General features: G+C 64.1%; 21 protein-coding genes and 1 tRNA gene. 9 read left to right on the top strand and 13 right to left on the bottom strand.

Annotation, left to right across the window (positions count from 1 at the left end):
- The first annotated feature begins 6 nt into the window (after window positions 1–6).
- Window positions 7–1,029, top strand: a complete 1,023-nt coding sequence (locus QM619_RS10020) for a 2-hydroxyacid dehydrogenase (protein ID WP_415107653.1) — start codon at window positions 7–9, stop codon at window positions 1,027–1,029.
- Entirely contained in the window at window positions 1,026–1,862 is an 837-nt protein-coding gene (locus tag QM619_RS10015) for an NAD(P)-dependent oxidoreductase (protein WP_415107650.1), read from the top strand. The genes QM619_RS10020 and QM619_RS10015 overlap by 4 nt, the downstream gene beginning before the upstream one ends.
- A 630-nt stretch (window positions 1,863–2,492) precedes the next feature.
- Here QM619_RS10015 and QM619_RS10010 read toward each other — a convergent pair.
- The 5 genes from QM619_RS10010 to QM619_RS09990 all read right to left on the bottom strand — a co-directional run bounded on the left by QM619_RS10010 (window position 2,493) and on the right by QM619_RS09990 (window position 8,472).
- Entirely contained in the window at window positions 2,493–3,128 is a 636-nt protein-coding gene (locus QM619_RS10010; RefSeq protein ID WP_415107647.1) for a hypothetical protein, read from the bottom strand.
- Between the two features lie 169 nt (window positions 3,129–3,297).
- Window positions 3,298–4,023: an endonuclease/exonuclease/phosphatase family protein gene (locus tag QM619_RS10005; RefSeq protein WP_415107645.1), complete on the bottom strand. Its 726-nt coding sequence runs from the start codon at window positions 4,021–4,023 to the stop codon at window positions 3,298–3,300.
- Window positions 4,024–6,056: 2,033 nt separating this feature from the next.
- Complete coding sequence (locus QM619_RS10000; protein WP_415107642.1) at window positions 6,057–6,785, bottom strand: polyphenol oxidase family protein; 729 nt, start codon at window positions 6,783–6,785, stop codon at window positions 6,057–6,059.
- Window positions 6,782–7,819: a hypothetical protein gene (locus QM619_RS09995; protein ID WP_415107639.1), complete on the bottom strand. Its 1,038-nt coding sequence runs from the start codon at window positions 7,817–7,819 to the stop codon at window positions 6,782–6,784. The genes QM619_RS10000 and QM619_RS09995 overlap by 4 nt, the downstream gene beginning before the upstream one ends.
- 386 nt (window positions 7,820–8,205) lie before the next feature.
- Window positions 8,206–8,472 (bottom strand): hypothetical protein, encoded by a 267-nt coding sequence (locus QM619_RS09990; RefSeq protein WP_415107636.1) that lies wholly within the window; start codon window positions 8,470–8,472, stop codon window positions 8,206–8,208.
- A gap of 110 nt (window positions 8,473–8,582) precedes the next feature.
- On the opposite strand from QM619_RS09990, the gene QM619_RS09985 reads away from it, so the two are divergent.
- A complete protein-coding gene (locus QM619_RS09985; protein WP_415107633.1) occupies window positions 8,583–8,705 on the top strand; it encodes a hypothetical protein in 123 nt (40 codons plus the stop codon).
- Here the strand turns inward: QM619_RS09985 and QM619_RS09980 are convergent.
- Together QM619_RS09980 and QM619_RS09975 are read right to left on the bottom strand one after the other, a co-directional pair.
- Window positions 8,702–8,944: a hypothetical protein gene (locus QM619_RS09980; RefSeq protein WP_415107630.1), complete on the bottom strand. Its 243-nt coding sequence runs from the start codon at window positions 8,942–8,944 to the stop codon at window positions 8,702–8,704. The two genes, QM619_RS09985 and QM619_RS09980, sit on opposite strands and share 4 nt — an antisense overlap.
- Window positions 8,941–9,246 carry a helix-turn-helix domain-containing protein gene (locus tag QM619_RS09975; RefSeq protein WP_415107627.1) on the bottom strand — a complete coding sequence of 102 codons (306 nt, stop codon included), beginning with the start codon at window positions 9,244–9,246 and terminating at the stop codon, window positions 8,941–8,943. The genes QM619_RS09980 and QM619_RS09975 overlap by 4 nt, the downstream gene beginning before the upstream one ends.
- Before the next feature lie 83 nt (window positions 9,247–9,329).
- On the opposite strand from QM619_RS09975, the gene QM619_RS09970 reads away from it, so the two are divergent.
- Together QM619_RS09970 and QM619_RS09965 are read left to right on the top strand one after the other, a co-directional pair.
- Window positions 9,330–9,614, top strand: coding sequence for a type II toxin-antitoxin system Phd/YefM family antitoxin (locus tag QM619_RS09970; protein ID WP_415107624.1), 285 nt, complete (start codon window positions 9,330–9,332; stop codon window positions 9,612–9,614).
- Window positions 9,601–10,017 (top strand): type II toxin-antitoxin system VapC family toxin, encoded by a 417-nt coding sequence (locus tag QM619_RS09965; RefSeq protein ID WP_415107621.1) that lies wholly within the window; start codon window positions 9,601–9,603, stop codon window positions 10,015–10,017. Before QM619_RS09970 ends, QM619_RS09965 begins: the two co-directional genes overlap by 14 nt.
- A 57-nt stretch (window positions 10,018–10,074) precedes the next feature.
- Here QM619_RS09965 and QM619_RS09960 read toward each other — a convergent pair.
- The 4 genes from QM619_RS09960 to QM619_RS09945 form a co-directional block, all read right to left on the bottom strand.
- Window positions 10,075–10,160: transfer RNA gene (locus QM619_RS09960), tRNA-Ser, on the bottom strand.
- A 10-nt stretch (window positions 10,161–10,170) separates the two neighbouring features.
- Window positions 10,171–10,785: a YdcF family protein gene (locus QM619_RS09955; protein ID WP_415107618.1), complete on the bottom strand. Its 615-nt coding sequence runs from the start codon at window positions 10,783–10,785 to the stop codon at window positions 10,171–10,173.
- Complete coding sequence (locus QM619_RS09950; RefSeq protein ID WP_415107616.1) at window positions 10,782–11,234, bottom strand: nucleoside deaminase; 453 nt, start codon at window positions 11,232–11,234, stop codon at window positions 10,782–10,784. Before QM619_RS09950 ends, QM619_RS09955 begins: the two co-directional genes overlap by 4 nt.
- Before the next feature lies 1 nt (window position 11,235).
- Window positions 11,236–11,865 carry a tRNA adenosine deaminase-associated protein gene (locus tag QM619_RS09945; RefSeq protein WP_415107613.1) on the bottom strand — a complete coding sequence of 210 codons (630 nt, stop codon included), beginning with the start codon at window positions 11,863–11,865 and terminating at the stop codon, window positions 11,236–11,238.
- Window positions 11,866–11,939: 74 nt separating this feature from the next.
- Here QM619_RS09945 and upp point away from each other — a divergent pair, with 74 nt between their 5' ends.
- Both upp and QM619_RS09935 read left to right on the top strand, forming a co-directional pair.
- A complete protein-coding gene (upp, locus tag QM619_RS09940) occupies window positions 11,940–12,581 on the top strand; it encodes a uracil phosphoribosyltransferase (RefSeq protein ID WP_415107610.1) in 642 nt (213 codons plus the stop codon).
- A 10-nt stretch (window positions 12,582–12,591) separates the two neighbouring features.
- Window positions 12,592–13,623 carry a lactonase family protein gene (locus QM619_RS09935; protein WP_415107607.1) on the top strand — a complete coding sequence of 344 codons (1,032 nt, stop codon included), beginning with the start codon at window positions 12,592–12,594 and terminating at the stop codon, window positions 13,621–13,623.
- Between the two features lie 15 nt (window positions 13,624–13,638).
- On the opposite strand, the gene folP is transcribed toward QM619_RS09935, so the two are convergent.
- A complete protein-coding gene (folP, locus tag QM619_RS09930) occupies window positions 13,639–14,568 on the bottom strand; it encodes a dihydropteroate synthase (RefSeq protein WP_415107604.1) in 930 nt (309 codons plus the stop codon).
- Between the two features lie 60 nt (window positions 14,569–14,628).
- Between folP and QM619_RS09925 the strand changes: the two genes are divergently transcribed.
- Together QM619_RS09925 and QM619_RS09920 are read left to right on the top strand one after the other, a co-directional pair.
- Window positions 14,629–14,853 carry a DUF433 domain-containing protein gene (locus QM619_RS09925; protein ID WP_415107601.1) on the top strand — a complete coding sequence of 75 codons (225 nt, stop codon included), beginning with the start codon at window positions 14,629–14,631 and terminating at the stop codon, window positions 14,851–14,853.
- A gap of 150 nt (window positions 14,854–15,003) precedes the next feature.
- Window positions 15,004–16,299, top strand: a complete 1,296-nt coding sequence (locus tag QM619_RS09920) for a hypothetical protein (RefSeq protein WP_415107598.1) — start codon at window positions 15,004–15,006, stop codon at window positions 16,297–16,299.
- A 379-nt stretch (window positions 16,300–16,678) separates the two neighbouring features.
- Here QM619_RS09920 and fumC read toward each other — a convergent pair whose 3' ends face one another.
- Window positions 16,679–18,076, bottom strand: coding sequence for a class II fumarate hydratase (gene fumC / locus QM619_RS09915; protein ID WP_415107595.1), 1,398 nt, complete (start codon window positions 18,074–18,076; stop codon window positions 16,679–16,681).
- Window positions 18,077–18,095: the final 19 nt, after the last annotated feature.

The following is an 18,095-nucleotide window of genomic DNA, read 5'->3' as shown; positions in this document are numbered from 1 at the left end:
AGCACGATGGGGCGACCGTTCCGAATTGGGGTTTCCCGCGATTTCCTCGACGGCGACCGCAATGTCTGGGGCGACATCGGCCTGGACCGGCTCGATCGTCCGGACGTCCGCTGGGAGTATCTGCCGGACGACGTCCCGACCTTCCTGCCCGAGCATCTGGCGCCCTACGACGGCGTCCTGTTCGCCGCCCCGTCGGTGACCGAGGCGTCGTTCGCGGACGGCGTGCCGCGTCCGCTGGTGCTGGCCCGGTTCGGCGTCGGCTACGACACCGTCGACCTGGCCGCCTGCACCCGCAACGCGGTCGCGGCCACCATCACCCCGGACGGCGCCCGGAAGCCGGTGGCCACCGCCACGCTGACCATGCTGCTGGCCGTGCTGCACAACCTGGTCGCCAAGGACGTCCTGGTCCGCGAGCACCGCTGGTCGGAGCGGACGAATCTGATGGGCGCCGGCCTGAACGGCCTGACCATCGGCATGTTCGGGGTGGGCAACACCGGCGGCGAGTTCCTTCGGCTGCTGGCCCCGTTCGACGTCACGCTGATCGGCCATGACCCGTTCTGCCCGCCCGAGCGGGCCGCCGCCCTCGGCGTCCGGCTGGTCGACCGGGACGAGCTGGCCGCCGCCTCGGACGCGGTGATCATCATGGCCGCGCTCACCCCGGACACCTTCCACGCCGTCGATGCCGGCTTCCTGGACGCGATGAAGCCGAGCGCGGTGCTGATCAACGTGGCCCGTGGGCCGATCCTCGACGAGGCGGCACTGATCGATGCGCTCCGTTCCGGGTCGATCCGGGCCGCGGGACTGGACGTGTTCGAGAGCGAGCCGCCGACCTCGGGCATCGAGCAGTTGCCGAACGTCACCCTGGCGCCGCACTCGATCGCCTGGACGTCGGAGATGAGCCTGGGCAATGGCAACAGTTGCGTGGACGCCCTGCTGGCCGTGGCCGCGGGTCAGGCGCCACGATTCGTGGTGAACCGTGATGTGCTGGACAGCCCGGAGTTCCGGGCACGACTGGAGGAGTGGGCATGAAGATCTGTGTGCTGGGACTGGGCAATATGGGCCTGCCGGTGGCGGTCAACCTGGCCCGTGCGGGCCATGACGTGACCGGCGCCAACATCGTCGAGGTGCCGGCCGCGTCCGAGGCGGGTGTCGCGGTGTCGACGGACGCGACGGTCGCACTCCGCGATCGCGAGGTGGTCTTCTGCCTGCTGCCCGACCTGCCCTACTTGGAGCCGATGCTGCCCGCCCTGATCGAGGGCGGGACGACGGACCTGGTGGTGATGAGCACCATCTCGCCGACCAAGGTCCGCGAGCTGGCGGAACAGCTGCGGGGTCAGGTCGACGTGATGGACGCCTGCATGTCCGGCGGCGTCGCCAAGGCCGAGGACGGCACCATGTCGATCATGTGCGGCTCGTCACCGGAGATGTTCGAGCGGCTGCGCCCGCTGCTGGACATCATCGGCGGCACGGTCGAGTTGATGGGCGAGGTCGGTGCCGGCGCGGTCGCCAAGGCCTGCAACCAGATGGTGGTCGCCGGCACCCTGGTCGCGCTCGCCGAGGCAACCATCGTCGCCAAGGACAACGGGTTGGACGCCGGCCACGTCCTGGACGTGCTGGGCGCCGGCCTGGCGGCGTCCGAACTGCTGAATCAGAAGCGCGACAAGCTGGCCGCCGAGGACTTCTCACCCAGCGGCCCGGCGAAATTCCTGGTCAAGGACCTCACCTTCGCCACCGACAGCGCCGCCGGACGCGAGCTGCCCTCGCTGAAGGTCTCGCTGGACCTGTTCACCGGACTGACCGACGCCGGGCTCGGCGACCAGGACAACAGCGTGGTGATGGAGTACCTGCGCCGCATCAGCTGAACACCGTTCAGAGGAACTGCATTGCTACTGCCGAACGACAGTTGATTCCCTACAATGGTCACCATCCACTGATCGGCGAACCCGTCCTCATTGCTTCGCCGGCCCACCCGATCGGGGGTTTAGTCGTGGTCCGTATCCTCCGTTTTCGAGCAGGGGTCACGGAGATCTAGTTGGTTGGCGAGTTGCCGTGCTGACGCGCGGATGCTCGAGCCACCCCTGGTCTCGACCGAGAACCCGGTCGAGCACCTCGCCAGCCAAGAGGACCATGCGGAACGGGTCCACCGCGCTCACACGTAGGCAATTCATTGATACGCACCAGTACACGTTTTCAGAATCCTCGTTGAAAAAGTCCCGCTCACCCTTTCGATCAATCAAACCGTAGGCAAACCCATAGTCCGAACACTTCCAGAATCGGCAACGATAGGCTGACTAACCTCTCTGCAGCTCGACGTGGACTCTCTTCGATAAGAATGCGGCAATAGACGCCGCAGCCACACTCTCCGTTCGAGTTAGCACTCACCACCCTGGATGCGGTGTTCAATAAGGCCACGCATGCTCGACGATACCTGCGGAGAGTAGAGATACTCGTAGAAATTGGCTAGCGAGAAACACTTTCGACTCCAAATTTGCTCAACTCACAAATCCTCGCTCTTCTACCTCTTCCCACCCATACGACTTGGCCAAGGACCGATCTCGAATATATCGAATCAAAACCACGATCCCAAATACCGCAAGAACCGCCAAAATCCACGCAGGCCAGCCCCAAATGGTTTGAAGCCAGCTTATAAAGATGATCACGCCGAGTGAGGTCACCACGATGATCGAACCTATGTAGAACAGTATTATTCGTCGTAAGACACCTCCTGTCTTCGGCGCACTCCGTAGCATTTCCGTACGAAACTTCGGAAGCCCCTCAGTCTCATTCTCGAGCAACACGCCTGCAAGAAAACACGCGTCGAGAAGCTTGTGATAAACCATGATGTCCAAATTCCACAGGAAGTATATACCTGATGAACCAGCGAACGCTACGATCGACATTAGTATTTCCCGAGGGAACGAGATGTACACTTCTTGAGTTGCTATAAATCCGAGCCCGGCGAACGTAGCAAGCAACCATGTCGACGCCAGTGTTCGATAGCGGCTCTCGAGGTCGTTAAAATGTCGCTCCTGAACCCCCAGCTCCACGAGAACCTCCCACGCCTCTGCGCGTCTGCGTTCCGAGGCCACATCCTCCGGATTATCGGACTGCTGACCAACCTGACTCAACCTTCTACTCCTCACTGTGCGCTAGAAAGCGTGTCGCTCCGGCACATCTCTATAAACTCCGTCAAATCCTCGATCACAGACCTTCTCCAGACAGGCGGGATGGGATCGATTCCCAGTTGACGCCGAGCCATCTGGGACAAGACCCAGAGAATCGAACGAATACCCATTTTCAAAGAACACCCCGAGTCAAGATATCGAGATCTGCTAAACACGCCAGATGATCAGAGGGATTCTCGAGTAGCCGTGAACCGAGGACTCGGATCCCCTGAGATACAAGAAGATCGTCAGATGAAAAACCCTCGTGCGTGACGCGGCCCTCCACAATACTGACAAAAGGATGCTCCGAAGGCGTCGCTAACCGTCTCCTTGCTGTATTGAAATCACCGCACAAGACACTCGGCATTTGAGCATACTGCCTCAACCCGTCGCGAACCGTTTGCCACACACGGTCAAACTTCCGATCACCAGGATCGCCATCCATCTTCTGAAACGGATAAAGATGAAGGTTACCGATGTAGAGAACTCCTGCGGGCGTCCGACAATCTACCCACATTAGGCCCTTGTCGTGAGCGATCTCGACCCGCTCACCTAGTCGCACAGTGTGTCCGGAGCCGGAGAATTTCGTCATGCTCAGAATACCGTGTGGAAATCTCGTCAAGACCGCTAATCCAGACACCCCCGACCGATAGCTAGCACGATGCAGCGGAAACACGGTGGCGTGACCAAACCGAAGCGTCACCTGAAGCTCTCCGATCAACGATCCACCCAAAGGAACCTCTTGCAGCACAAGTGCGTCGCAATTTAGGTCCTTGATGAGACCGCTTAGATCATATGGGAGCCCGTCGCTGATCGAAATAGCTTCGCGAATATTCCAACTCAGGATCCTGAACTTCATTTGAGCGTCGATCTCAATGCCTGGCGAAATAGACTGATATCTAGTGGCGTCGGCGGCGTCATCGGCGCAACTCCGAGGCGAACTGGATCCGCTCCCCGCATCACGGCCACATAGGGCTGTAGCGCGGTTGCGGGAGTTGTGACTATCAACGTCAGGGCCGAGGGCGATACAGGTTCAGATGTATGATAGGTGCCGACCGGAACCGTATAGGTTGCACCTGCCTCGTACACCGCTCTCTGAACTTCGGTGACTTCAACATTGTCTGCGATAGGCTCACGAACCGTACCCGAGGCTAACTGTTTCACAGAAAACAAGCCGTGAGCCGCTGAAGAACTCGTCGAGGAAACCCGATATTCCACGCACGCCATTGCACCCTCCAAGACGTAGCTCGTTAGTCCCCATAGGTGAGTATGCGGCTCTTCTGAAAAGCTATTTCCCGCGGGCCAATGATGCAGCCTCAATTCTCGGCCATTTCTAGTCGCCAACCTCGATTGCACAAATCCGAGAATGTGCCGATGCATCAACTCTTGCCGCGTTAGATCCTCGACGGGTACGTGCCTGAGCGCCTCGATGGCCTCATCGAAAGTGCGAGCTTCTATTGAGTCCAGCATAAAGCTCGCTAGCTCTTCAACAGTGTCCACGGGTTCCTCTTTCTACTGATCGCAGCAATGCTGAGGATACTTCCAGCTGCTCTATAAGTCGAGTCCGACGCGCCTACGAGTCGTGGCAAGCCAGCGGAACGACTAGATGATCAATTCGCAGGGTGTTGGTGACCCTCTGGCGGGGGATTTTGTTGGCGGTCCGCCAGATCGCGACGGTCGGCGCGAGGATGCGTTGCGCGGCACGAGCAGCGACCCCGGCCTCGCGCGGCCGCCGCAGGCTTCGAGGTCGAGTTGGCCCTTGGGTGTGATTGAGTGACTCGATGATCTATCGCAACCGTTTGAAGAACTGTTGCCTCGCGGCTCCCCCTCTCGCACTTGCGGGCCGGGCGGAGCAAATCGATCCCAGGACCCATTCAGCCGGTCTCGAAGTCACGACCGCTATCACCCTTATCGACGAGGATGATCTGGCAACGCCTGGTGGACCGGTCCCGCAACGGGCAGTTCCGGCGAGCAGGTAATTCAACACATCGCGTCCGTTGGCTTGGCATCGTTCACGGCCCCAGGCCAGAGCAGCCGCGCCGTGAACGCCAGGTGCAACCTGAGCCCCGCAAGAAGCGGAAACGGGACGCAGTAGCCCAGCTCGGTCCCATCCGCCAAGTCCGAGCGTTCCGCGGTCTTCGTAGGCGCGGGCATAGTCCGCCGCGGAGTCCTCCACCACCACACCATGAGCCGCCGCCGACACATTCCGAGCCAGCACGGCAGCGAGCCAGGCGATGACGCCTTCACTTCCGTGAACGCTGGCTTATAGCGCGACTTGTCGACGACGTTCGAAACTGAACACTTTCGACGGTGAAAGGTGAACACCTGAACCACGACGGAGGACTGGGCACTGGTCAGGAGGTTGGCTGCGGATGGGTGCCGAACGCACGGATCGCGGCGCGGCTAGGGATCTCGCGGACGACGGTGGTTAAGGTGGTCGCATCGGATCCGCCGCCGAAGCATATCCGGAAACGGCAGGAGACGTCGTTTGCGGTGTTCGAGACCCGTGTGCGGGTGTTGCTCATCATGCAAGATAGTTGTGACTCCTTCAGCGGCCCAGCGCACAGATTGAGGCAAATCCAAGCACGTCGCACATGCGATGACCACCACGGAGGTATCTCATGGAACTCGGCGATCGGTGCCTCCGACACAGCCATGCGCTCCTATACCGTGCCCGCCAAGAATAACTAAGACCATGGATCGACGTGCCATGCAACTCGCATGATCGCCTCTTGACTTGTCGAGTCACTTGGCCAGAACACCCCGCTCCCCGAAACACTTGCTCTGACTCAGATAGGGAGAGACGACGCTCGGATGCTTACCGCGCGCTATCTGGTCGTCGCAAAGGTCGACGGGATCATGTTCGTCTCCCCAATGTGGACCCTAGTAGAGTTAGGCCGTAAATCCGGCGACGGTGACCATTCTGCCCGACGCATCTTTGTCACGCCGAGCAGAGTGTAGACGGTTCGACGTATATGTGGACTCGCCACATATGGAAATATTGCTTGCACGCATCCCCCTCTCTTCCAGTTTTGCACGCCCGATTCCCGCGAGGTCCAAGAGCCACTTCCCCGACGGGCTTGGCGCTAATGCTGCACTGAAAAATCCCGTGGTAGACCGGATAGCCTCCGCAACCTCACCTCCCACTTCATAGTCAGCCTGTCCAATGGATGGACCCATCCATACGTGACACCGACCCAATCCGGTTCCCAGTCCTTCAAGTACATCGAGAGAGTTCTCGATCACTCCATGCACCAGGCCTTTCCAGCCCGCATGAATTAGTGCCGTGTTGCGCTCGTAGGGGTCGCAGACCACTATAGGTAGGCAATCGGCAGACGTCAGGGCGAACAGGAGTCCTGGCTGGTCAGTCACGTAGCCGTCCGCTACCTGTGCGGGATCGCCCTTGCGTATCAACTGCGACTGAGCGGTGTGACCGGTCCTCATCCACACGAATGATGCAGGAGTGAACCGACTTTCAAGAAGTGCGCGGGCTTCGTCAGCTCCGTCACCTCGAAAACTCACAACGCGTGACTGACTGTGCGAACTGCTACTAAATGCTCGAAATCCCCAACATCCATCAAATGGCGCAGATATTAGGTCAAGGTCGTCGATATAGTTCATGATTGCAGACTCCGATTCTCTGCGGCTATTCTAGCATAGAACTGCTGCGCACTTTCCGCCTGAGCCTTAGTCAGAGGGCGTGAGCGCACTTGAAAATCGGACGCGTACCTCCACAGGACGCTGTACATCGCCTGAGACCTTCGCCCCTTGCATGACGCGAAGAACTGAGGCATGGCGGAACCGTGATCGGCACGTCCGTAGACAGCAACGGATGCGATGACGCGGCGATCATCAACGAACATGGCACGAAAGATTGGCAGATCGTCCAAGCGTCGAGCCTGGTAAAGTCGCACCTCAATCGAGGCGGAGCTGGCTTGCTTGACTTGGAGGACGCGCCCGATGGAGAACCAGGCCTGCTCTTTATAGAGGTCGGGCCGCGAGCCGCGCGCACGAGCCGCCTCCGCCAGAGCAGCAGAGTCTGGATGGGCAAGTACGAGTGTGATCTTTCCACGATGCTCACGACATGAATTGGCAGCTACTTCAAATTCTGGAAGGGTGCAGAAATTGAAAGCATTCGTACCGAGCATGAACAGCGTTCGTGATACCTGATGCAATGTGCTACTGTATGTGTTCGCAGCGACCTTAGCCTGTACATGAGTGATTCCCGTACGCCAATATGAGTAGAGTTCCAAGAACATCATTGCTATGCAGATAAGGGCAGCAGCAAGTGCTGTGGCGGTGTAGCTCGTCACCTTCCAGGGATCGATAGGAGGTATCATGGCGGCAAGCGCGAATGACAAGATCATAAGCGTGGAAATCATCACTCGGCGATCGACCAGGTAACGGGCAAGGTCGCCCTGATCCAGTCTTCGAGCGGCGAGCTTCCAAAGGAGAGCTAAAATCCACAAAATCACCATCTGCAGAATCCCAGCCGCAATATTTACAATAATGGCGCGACCGTCCTCCAGCGTCCAGTTGAAGATCATTCTTTGCCGCCCGTGAATGTTCGCGAGAACTTGGCATTTCGTCTTGCGATCGTGTCCGATGATGGAACGGCGGCACAGTGACTGCGGCGGACCCTCGATGCTCGCCAAGCGATAGTCGTGGTCACGAGGTGGATCTACCTCCTGCTTGAACTGCGAACATGGAAGCAGCCTAGGACATCGGGGGCATCTTGTGCGGGATTCGGGCAACGTGTCTGACACAGGCCGGGAGATCCAAGCTGCTGGGAGCTGATTGGAGCGTCTGGTGATTCACCTATCCATCGCCGCCACGTGCCACTCCACCGCGCTCTCGTTGCAGTTCCGTTTCATGGTAGGGCACGTATGCTACTGGACATCCTTGTTCATCAGGACGAGGACGCTTATCTCTAGTCCAGACCTGCTCGAAGCCATGTCGGAGGTCGGCCTGGGTGCGCCGCGGCTATCGCATGGTGTCGGTGAAGAGGTGCTAGTGGGCGTCGTCTGAAGCTCGTCGGGGGTCACGCGGCGTTTGGTGGGCATTCTCCCGCGCAGTCGTGTCGGCGCAGGCGGGTTAGGAACTCGTTGAGGTTGGCTCGGGTGTACTTCCAGTCGAACGGTGTCGCGGTGCGGTTGTAGCGCTCCTGGAAGGCCAGGATCCGGGTGGTAAGGCCGTCGAGGTCGTCGAAGTCGACCGGGCTGATCGCTTTGCGCTGGAGGATGGAGAAGTAGATCTCGACCTGGTTGAGCCAGGAGGCGTGCACCGGCAGGTGTGCCAGCGTCGCCAACTCGCTGCAATGCGAATTTCGCCTGAGCACCCGCAAGCGAGAAGTGCCCAGTGGAGGCGACCGGGTCATAGGGCAGACTGTCTCGCTTCGCCGCGAGCACCAGTCCGGCAATGTCGTCGGCCGCCAAGGACGCGCAGCTGGTTCTGCCGCCCGAGGGCAGCGTCGAGCCGGTCGTCACGAACGAACTGGGCCGCGCCGGCGATATCCTTGCCCACATGGGCCGGCAGACTTAGGAGTGGAGATCATGGACGCCGAAATCACGCCGCCGCCGCATCAACAAAGGCTCCTGATCGGGCAGGAGTCCGGAAAGCCAGTCCGCGACGACGCGTCCGCGGTGACGCGACCGGCTGAGTGACAGCGGCACCGTGTTCTCGGGATCGAGGTCCCGGTCGTAGATGATCCGGACACATTTGCTCTGGCCGTCGAGGACGCCAAGATGTTCGGAGTTCAGCAGGATGTGCAGCTTTGTCATCGGGGGCCCCCGGCGGTGTATCGAGCCAGGATCTCCGTGGCAGCCGGCCGCTCGTCCGGCCGATCCGCCGAGCGCCGGGTGATGGTCGGGTCGAGCACCACCTCGAGTTCGAGCGCCTGGAGCACGCGCATCACCATGTTGAACGGGGCGGACAGCTTGCCGCCGGCCTCGAACTCGACCAGCCACTGGCGTCCGATGCGGGCCTCCGCGGCCAGATCAACCTGGGACAACCCTGCCTGCAGGCGTGCGGCGCGTACCGCCGCACCCAGCTCGGCGGCGTTCCGAACGGACACTGTCTCCATATGGCGACAGTGCCAAGTTGTCGCCATATAGCGACAGCGATCCCCCGCCGACTTTAGTAGCATGTAGATGCTACAATAGCCCCATGCGGACCATCACCATGACCGAGTTGAACCAACGGGTTTCCGCGGTCACCCGCGAGGTTGTCGAGACCGGCGAGGCGATCTGCGTGACGAACCGCGGCAAGGTGGTCTTGCGGTTGGTGCCGGAACCCGTCGGCTCGAGTGACCCGCTGGCGGCGCTCGTTTCTGCCGGACGGGCGACGCCGCCGCGGGCTGGTGGATCGCGGCTGACCCGGCGCGAGCCGATCCCGCTCTCCCGTCCGCTCGATGAACTCCTGGCCGACGAGCGGGACGATGACCGGTTCTGAGCCCAACCGGATCTGGTATCTCGACACGTCGGTCGTTCTGCGTATCGCGCTGGGCCATAGCCCGACCGCCACCGATTGGTTCGACCAGGGCCGCGATCGGGGTGACGCCTTCGTGACCTCACGGCTCACCGCGCTCGAGTCGCTCCGGGTGCTTCGACGAGAAGGTCTCGATCTCGGATTGGCCGATGACATTCTCGACCTGGCGACGCTGCTCGCTGTCGACGATGCGCTGCTGGCTGAGGCCGGCGCCATCCAACCGCACGTCAAGACGCTGGACGCCCTGCACCTCGCGTCGGCCGCGCGAGTAGGGGTGTACGCGGGCACGGTCGCGACCCACGATGCGACGATGATCCGCTCGGCCCGCGAGCTGGGCTTCACGGTCCACGACCCGGTGGCGGAATAGCCGAACGACCCCCGGTCTCCTCTGGTCTGAACCGAGGAAACCGGGGGTCGTGCTGGGCGGTGGCGGTGGGATTTGAACCCACGGTGGGCAGGACCCACACACGCTTTCGAGGCGTGCTCCTTAGGCCGCTCGGACACGCCACCGTCGGTGATTCTATCGGGCAGCCGACGCCCGCCGCCAAATCCGTCCGTCCGGCCGGTAGCGCATGCCGCGCAGCACCAGCGTGTAGGCCGCCGTGGCCAGCTTCAGCAACGGGTGCTCGCCGAACCGGTAGAGCCGGGCGGCACGAAGCTCGCCTGCCCGCTCGGGGTGCCGCAGTCGCCAGTAGCGCTCGGCCCGGCGGGCGTGCAGCGGGTCGGAGACGATCCGGACGACGCCGCCGGGCGCGATCAGCGGCGCCGAGTTGCCGATGTTCTCCCAGGTGCTGGTCGCCTCGTTCTCCAGGGTGATCCGGGCCGGGTCGATCCCGTGTCGCGCGATCAGGTCGGCGGCCATCACGCCGGCCTCATTGGCCCCGGTCATCACGAACCGAGTGTCCGGACGGGCGTTGCGGGCGGCCAGATCGACCCGCCAGCGTTGCAGCGGCGAGGGGCGTCCATGCTTGTCGGAGGGGTACCCGAGGACCAGCAGGGTCTCGGCGCCGGAGGTGGTCGGTGCGTCGTAGCGCTCGGCTGCGCGATGCACGGCCTCGGCGGCCAGCCAGAGGGCGAGCAGGGCGCAGGAGAGGTCTCGACACACTCGACCGACAAGACCAACGGGCGTGGTCATCGTTGTCCCTCGAAGAACTCCCGCAGTTGCGCGCCGCAGGCGTCCGCGTCGATGCCGGCGACCACCTCGACGCGATGGTTCAACCGGGGGTCGCGCACCACGTCGAACACGGACGTCACCGCGCCGGCCTTGGCGTCCCAGGCCCCGATCACCACCCGCTCGACGCGGGCCAGCACCAGGGCGCCGGCGCACATCGTGCAGGGCTCCAGGGTGACCACCAGGGTGTGCCCGTCCAGCCGCCATTCCCCTGCTGCGGCCGCCGCCCGGCGCAGCGCCAGCACCTCCGCGTGCGCGGTCGGGTCGCCGGTCAGTTCGCGCTCGTTGTGCGCCTGCGCGACCACGCGTCCCGAAGGATCGAGCAGCACCGCCCCGACCGGCACGTCACCGTGCGCAGGAGCCAGCGCGGCTTCGGCGCGGGCCTGCGCCATCGGCGCGAGCCAGCGGTTCACCTCACAGGCCGAACGCCGCCTGCACCGCCTTGCGGTACTGCGGCAGGAACTTCAGCTTCTTGGCGATCCGCTCGACCAGGGCGTCCGAGTCGTCGTCGGAGTCGCACAGCGCCTCGATCTCGAAATCGGGAATGCCGACATCGGCCAGGATGTCGAGGTCGCCGATCGGGCCGGCGTCCTCGTCGTCCTCGGGAAGTTCCGAGCCGAGGAAGTCGGCGACATCGCGGGCGATCGGCCAGTCAGCGGCCGCCAGCTCGTCCGACAACAGCACCTGCACATGCTTGCCGCGGACCCGGACGACCACGAAGAACTCCGAGGCGATCGACACCAGGCCCACGGCACCGCCGTCACCGGGAATCCGCCGCAGCTGGGTGATCAACTCGTCCAGATCGTTGGCCAACTCCAACCCGAGCGCGACGACCACGGGAAGTCCGTCCTCGCGGTAAAGCGCCACCACGAGGTCGATCTCGTCCTCGGTCGCGTCCTCGGGATAGTCGTCCTCGTCCTCGTCGTCCTCGGGGTCGGGCAGGCCATCGAGGAGTTCCACCACCGGCTCGAGGTCGTCGAGACCGGGACGGTCGTCCCCGCGGTCGGCATACTCCTCGTCGGAGGCGTCGGTGTACCGGCTCATCACCACTCCTTGTCCTGGGCCACCCATCGTTTCATGCCTGCCCGGAAGGCGCCCACTTGTGCAAAGGTTCGGGTGTGGAACTGCGCGCTCTCGACCATCCATTGGTATCGCACAAGGTGACGCTGCTGCGCAGCGTCGAAACCGGCTCTCCGGTCTTCCGCCAGCTGGTGGACGAGCTGGTCACGCTGCTCGCCTACGAGGCGACCCGCGAGGTCCGGGTGGACGACTGCGAGGTGACCACGCCGATCAGGGTCGCTAAGGGCAAGAAGCTGTCCCGGCCCCGGCCTCTGGTGGTGCCGATCCTGCGCGCCGGGCTCGGCATGCTGGATGGCATGATGCGGCTGATGCCGACCGCCGAGGTGGGCTTCGTCGGCATGGTCCGCGACGAGGAGACCCTGGAGCCATTCACCTACGCCGAGCGGCTGCCGAAGGATCTGTCCGGACGCCAGTGCTACGTGCTCGACCCCATGCTGGCCACCGGCGGCTCGCTGGCCGGTTGCGTGAAATTCCTGGTCGATCGGGGTGCCGACCACATCACCTGCATCTGCCTGCTGGCCGCGCCCGAAGGAATCGCGAAGATGCGCGAGCTGGTCGATCCGGTCGGCGTCCCGACCACCCTGGTGGTGGCCGCGGTCGACGAGCGGCTCAACGAACACGGCTACATCGTCCCCGGACTTGGCGACGCCGGCGACCGGCTCTACGGGCTCGCCCAATAGGATTGCTGCCATGTCCGGATCTTGGTTCGTCCTGGTCGCCAATTCGGGCGACGGCACCATCAGTTCATTCCGGTTGATCGACGGCCGGTTGCAGCGGGTCGCCGTCAACGGCGGCGTGCCGGGCTGTTCCACCTTCGTCGTCGACTCTCGCCGCGACCTGCTCTACGCCTCGGTGAAGGGGGACGATCCGGGCATCGCCACGCTGACCCTGGACCGCTCGTCCGGACGACTGACCCCCCGTTCCCACCTGTCGTTGCCCGACGGCGCGATGAACTATCTCTCGCTGACTCGCAACGGGTCGGCGCTGCTGGGAGCCTGCTACGGCGGCGGTTACGGCATCACCTGCGCTCTGCACGACGGCGAGGTGAGCGATCCGATCAGTCGCATCGAATATCCGAACCTGCATTCGGTGCGAGCCAGCGGCGACGGCCGATTCGCCTACTTCGTGTCGCTGGGCGCCGACCTGATCGCCCAGTACTCGATCGATCCGTGGCTCAACCTGCGGCCACTGGCACCGGCCACCGTCGCTGCTCCGGCCGGCTCCGGACCCCGGCATCTGGTGCTGAACGCCGCACAGGACGCGCTCTACGTGCTCACCGAATTCTCCGGCGAGGTGCTGCGCTATCGCCGCGACTCCTACTTCGGCACCCTGACGCCCGACGGCCGGACGACGGCGCACGACAAGTCCAAAGAGCTAGGTCACAGCGAGTTCGGGGCCGATCCGATGGCGAACCACTTCATCTGGGGCGCCGATCTGCACTTCTCCGACCCGGCCCACCTGTGGTGTTCGGAACGGACCGAGAGCACCCTGGGCGCCGTCCGGGTCGCCGCCGACGGTTCGATGACGGCACCGGAGACGTTCGTGGTCACCGAGCCGCAACCGCGCGGGTTCGCGGTCTCGCCCGACGGTCGTTACCTGGTCTGTGCCGGCGAGCGGTCCACCACGGTGTCGCTGTATCGCGTCCGCGGCTCCCAACTGGAACTGCTGGATCACGCAGAGACCGGCGCCAAGGCCAACTGGGTCTGGTTCCTGGCCGCTTGAGCTAGTGGCGCGGTGCTAGCGGGTGACTCCGCGCTGATTCACCGCGGCCGGCCGGTCGCCCCGGATTGATGCGACCATGTCGACCACCCGCCTGGTGGCCCGGACGTCGTGTGCCCGGAAGCAGACCGTGCCCAGCCAGGCCGCCACCGCGGTGGCCGCCAGGGTGCCCTCCAGCCGGTCATCGATGGGCAGGTCGAGGGTCTCGCCGACGAAGTCCTTGCGAGAGAGCGCCTGCAGCACCGGATACCCGAGGCTCGCGATCTGGGCCGTGGCACGCAGCGTGCGCAACGAGTGCCGGGTGGTCTTGCCGAAGTCGAGGGTGGGATCGATCAGGATCGCATTGCGCGGTATCCCGGCTTGTCGGGCGCGCTTCGCCCCCTCGGTCAGCACGGTGAGGACGTCCGCGACCACGTCGTCCGGGTCGTCACGGCCATCGGGGCCGTAGCGGACGCCGTCCGGATCGGTGCGCGGGGAGGCGCCGCCGGTGTGCGAGACGACGTAGCCCGCGCGGAGTTCGGCGGCGACCTGGACGAGGTCGGGATCGGTGCCCTGCCAGGTGTCGTTCACCAGGTCGATGCCGACACCGGCGCAGGCCCGGGCGACCTCGGAGCGCCAGGTGTCCAGGCTGATCAGCAGGTGCGGGTGGACATCGCGGACCGCTTGCAGGAACGGCAGCACCCGCTCGATCTCAGCGTCGGCGTCCACCCAGTCACCCTGCTGTCCAGCTCGGACGCCGCCGACGTCCACGATGTCGACGCCGTCGGCGACCATCGCGGCCACAGCGTTCAGACCCGCCTTGATGGAGGTGTAGCGGGCCGAGGAGTAAAACGAGTCCGGCGTCCGGTTGACGATCCCCATCACCGCGGGGTTGGCAGCGGTGAAGCTGTGTCCGCGCAGGGTCAGCGGGGTCGGAGGGACCAGCGGGACGGGATCGACGGTCGGCACGGGGTCAGACTGCCACTCCCCGTCAACCCCGGCCGTCGCCCTGGCCGGGTTCGTGTTCTCATGTCGAGGCTTGAGCGCATCGCCGTTGATCCGGCCGTGGTGCACGGCCGCCCATTCGTGCGCGGGACCCGCATGCGAGTGGCCGACGTGCTCAGCCTCTTGGCCGCCGGTGCCCCAGAAGCAGAGATTCTTGAGGACTACCCCTACCTGACGTCGGACGATGTCCGGGCCTGCCTGGAGTACGCGGCCGCCCAGGCGGACCACGCCATCCTGATCGCCTCGTAAACACCAACGCGTGGGGACGGTTCTTCCGCGTGCGATCTCGAACGAGAAAGACCCGTCCCTCCAACGTTCGAGCCCGCTCCGTGTCTTCTCATCTTTTTATGACGGATGCAACGCTTGCTCACCAGGTGCTAACACGCTATAATCGAACACATGATCATCACCGCGGCGCCGTTCCAGGGGACGGCTGCGGAGCGCCTGCGGCACTCGGCCGCGCTGCGCCGGCAGGCTGACGTCGAAGAGATGCGGGCACTGGCAGAGTTGGCCGCGGAACACTCGTGGACGACCACCGACGAACTCGATGTGGTCGGCGAACGGGCCGTCCGGATCGGCGCTGACGGGAGCCGGCTGGTGGGTGAGTTCCTGCCGTTGGAGGTCGCGGCGATCAAGGGCATCTCTGTCACCGCGGCGACCTGGCTGATCCGCGATGTGCTCAACCTCGAAGCCCGTCACCCGGCGCTGTGGAAGGCGGTCCGTGCTGGCGGTGTGCCGCCCTACAAGGCGTTCAAACTCGCCCAACTCGCTGCCGGCTACGAGCTCAGCCAGGAGCAGGCGCTGGCCGTCGACGATCGCCTGAAGGGCAAGATCGGCCGTATCGGCTGGGCGCGGGTGATGCGGCTGGCCCGGGGACTCATCGCGCAGGTCGCTACCGACAAGGTCGAGGCCGCCACAGCCAAGGCCCGCGCGGAACGTTTCGTCCGCAACGCCCCCGACCGCGGCCAGCCGACCGTCACCGAACTGTGGGCCCGGCTCGACACCACCGATGCGCAACAGCTGGAAGCGACCATCCAAGCCATCGCGCAATCCTTGAAGATGCTGGGTGACACCGACAGCCTCGATGTGCGCCGGTCCAAAGCCCTCGGGATCCTCGCCACCCCAGCCCGAGCCCAAGCCCTCCTCAACGGTGGGGACGATCAGCGGTACCTGCCCCGCACGAAGGTGTACCTGCACCTGACCCCCGAGATGCTCACCGGTGACACCGTGGCCCGGTGCGAAACCCTCGGGCCCGTGACGAAGTCTCAGCTGGCCGAGTTGTTCGGCACCCACCGGATCACCATCACCCCCGTCCTGCACACCGGCGACACCGAACAGGCCATCGACAGCTACGAAATCCCGAACCGAATCCGCGAAGCGGTCACCCTGCGCGACGTGTGCGAAGTATTCCCGTACTCATCCCGAGCAGCCCGGCGACTCGACCTCGACCACACCCAGCCCTACGCCCCCGGTGCGACAGCACAGACCCGGCCCGACAACCTCGGACCACTCACCAGAAGCGTCCACCGCGCCAAAACCGCCGGCCGCTGGCGACTCCGACAACCCCGAGCCGGCACCTTCTGGTGGACGTCCCCCGCCGGCCAGCGCTACCGGATCAGCCCCAAGGGCACCGACGACCTCCACGACTGGTCACCCCTCGAACGAAAGGTGACCTGGCTACTCGACAACGGCTAAAAGCTGCGGGAACTCCGGACGTCCCGCCACGGGCATGCAACTCCGCGCCGTCTATGGAGCTGCAGATGACCACCAGTTTGTCGATACGGAGAACGTGCCTCTACAACGTCGGAACCGGAGCCTTCCGTCACCTCTCCCAGCACACAGTGGTCTTCCCACCACCGACACGACCCAGCACGCCCGCGAGACCGAGCAGGTAGCCCGACGGCTCGCCGGCGTCGGCCAGTACGGCCTCATTCGGTGTTGGCTCGCCGACCCCAAGTGGGGAGCCCTCGGACCGCGGATTGCGTGGCCGCGGTCGTGACGATCGATCCGACACCCGGCGACGGCCGACGATGGCAGTTGTCGGGAGAACTGGCGTGGGCCGCCCGGCGGTGAACTACGCCGACGGGTGCGTCATATCCCCCGGCACCACCCAGGCGTCGAACTCATCGCCGGTCAGATCACCGGACGCCAGCGCGGCCTCGCGCAGGGTGATGCCCTGCTTGTGCGCCGTCTTCGCCATCGCGGCGGCCTTGTCGTAGCCGATGTGCCGGTTCAGGGCGGTCACCACCATCAGGTTCGAGGCCAGGTTGGCGGAGATCCGCTCCCGGTTCGGCTCGATGCCCTCGGCGCAATGTTCGCGGAAGGAGCGGCAGCCATCGGCGAGCAGCCGGATCGATTCCAGCACCGCGTGCGCCATCACCGGCTTGTAGACGTTGAGCTGGAAGTTGCCCTGACTACCGGCGAAGCCGACCGTCACATCGTTTCCGAAGACCCGTGTCGCGACCATGGTGATCGCCTCGCACTGGGTCGGGTTGACCTTGCCCGGCATGATCGACGAGCCCGGCTCGTTCTCCGGAATGATCAGTTCGCCGATCCCGTTGCGCGGCCCGGACGCGTACCAACGCACGTCGTTGGCGATCTTCATCAGCGCCCCGGCCAGCACCCGCAGCGCCCCGCTCACGCCGACCAGCGCATCGTGCGCCGACAGCGCCGCGAACAGGTTGTCGGCCTGGGTGAACTCGAGCCCGGTCTCGTCCGAGATCCGCTTCGCGGCCAAGGCACCAAAATCGGGATGCGCGTTCAGCCCGGTCCCCACCGCGGTGCCGCCGATCGCCAACCCACGGGCCCGGACGTCCGCCTCGCGCACGCCGTCCAACGCGAAGTCGATCTGCGCCACCCAACTGCCGATCACCTGACCGAGCCGGATCGGGGTGGCGTCCTGCAGGTGGGTCCGGCCGACCATGATCACGTCCTCGAACTGGGACGCCTTCGCCGCCAGCACGTCGCGAAGCTCGGTCACCGGCGCATACAGCCGCTCGTTGAGCTCGCACACCACGGCGATGTGCATCGCGGTCGGGAAGGTGTCGTTCGAGGACTGGCCGCGGTTCACGTGATCGTTGGGGTGCACCGGCTTCTTCGTCCCCATCTCGCCGCCGGCCAGTTCGATCGCGCGGTTCGAGATCACCTCATTGGCGTTCATGTTCGACTGCGTCCCCGAGCCGGTCTGGAACACCACCAGCGGGAAATGATCGTCCAGCGTGCCGGCGATCACCTCGTCGGCTGCCTTCACGATCAGCTCGGCGAGATCGGACGGCAGCTGGTCCAGTTCGGCATTCGCCTCGGCCGCGGCCTTCTTCAGCACACCCAGCGCCCGGATCATCGGACGTCCCCAGACGAAGGTGTCCCGGCCGATGTCGAAGTTGCCCAGGCTGCGCTGCGTCTGCGCCCCCCAGTAGCGGTCGGCGGCGACCTCGATGGTGCCCATGCTGTCGGATTCGATGCGCGTGCTCATGGTGCTGAGAATAGGGTGC

It is taken from the genome of Micropruina sp., from assembly GCF_047606665.1.
In the GTDB taxonomy this organism is placed as follows: Bacteria; Actinomycetota; Actinomycetes; order Propionibacteriales; family Propionibacteriaceae; genus Micropruina.
This window is presented reverse-complemented; position numbering and strand designations above follow the sequence as displayed.